Here is an 878-nt window from a genome sequence, read left to right on the forward strand (position 1 = left end):
GAATTTATCTATTACAGAAGTCCACCCATCATCATACATGACCTTATTTGCTTTAATAAGTTTATCTCTTCTCTCGCTTATTACATCAAGAGCAAATCCATCCAACCAGTATCTTATTGATGAATCAATTTTCATAAATTTTCCTCGTTTAGATCAAGATATATAATGCCTGCGGCGTCTACTTTTATGCTTCATTCTTCTGCTAAAACGTTATTGTAATACAGTTCGTCAGGGCACATATCTATTATTCCACACTCTTTCATAAATTTCAAACACTGTGAGGGGAGCGGGCTACCTGCGCCGCACAATCCGCGTGCCCCGCGGCAAGCGTGGTTTTCGCTGTTTTTTTACGCCCCGATGCGGGGCTTTTGCTATGCCTTCACCTCTATGCCGCGAGTTCGCAAAGCAAACTCAGACGTTCCCCGAAAGGGGAACGCGCCGCCCGCAAGGTCCCGCGAGTTACTCGCAAGGTCCTGCGAGCCGCGCAAAAAATTTTGTGAGCGGCGCATAAAATTTTGTGAGCGGCGCATAAAATTTTGTGAGCGACGCATAAAATTTTGTGAGCGGCGCATAAAATTTTGTGAGTGACGCATAAAATTTTGTGAGTGACGCAAAAAATTTTGTGAGCGGCGCATAAAATCCTGTGAGCGGCGCATAAAATCCTGTGAGCCACGCATAAAATCCTGTGAGCCACGCATAAAATTTTATGAGCGGCGCAAAAACGCCGCCGCGGGGCGCGTCCGGCGCTGCCCGTATGCCGTGTATCTCTATATAATACATGGATTTGACCGCTATGTCGCGCCTCTATGCCGTTCACCTATAGGCAAAGTTTTATGCCGCGAGTTTGCGGTAAGCGAAGCGGCGCAAACTCGGTAAGC

Annotated in this window: 1 protein-coding gene; it reads right to left on the reverse strand. The window is 46.9% G+C overall.

What is annotated here, in order from left to right; translation table 11 throughout:
* Positions 1-459 precede the first annotated feature (459 nt).
* The gene (locus AWU74_RS06350) at positions 460-780 is read right to left on the reverse strand and encodes a hypothetical protein (RefSeq protein ID WP_059370949.1); all 321 of its coding nucleotides are present in this window, start codon (positions 778-780) and stop codon (positions 460-462) included.
* Positions 781-878: the final 98 nt, after the last annotated feature.

Source organism: Treponema endosymbiont of Eucomonympha sp. (assembly GCF_001028545.1).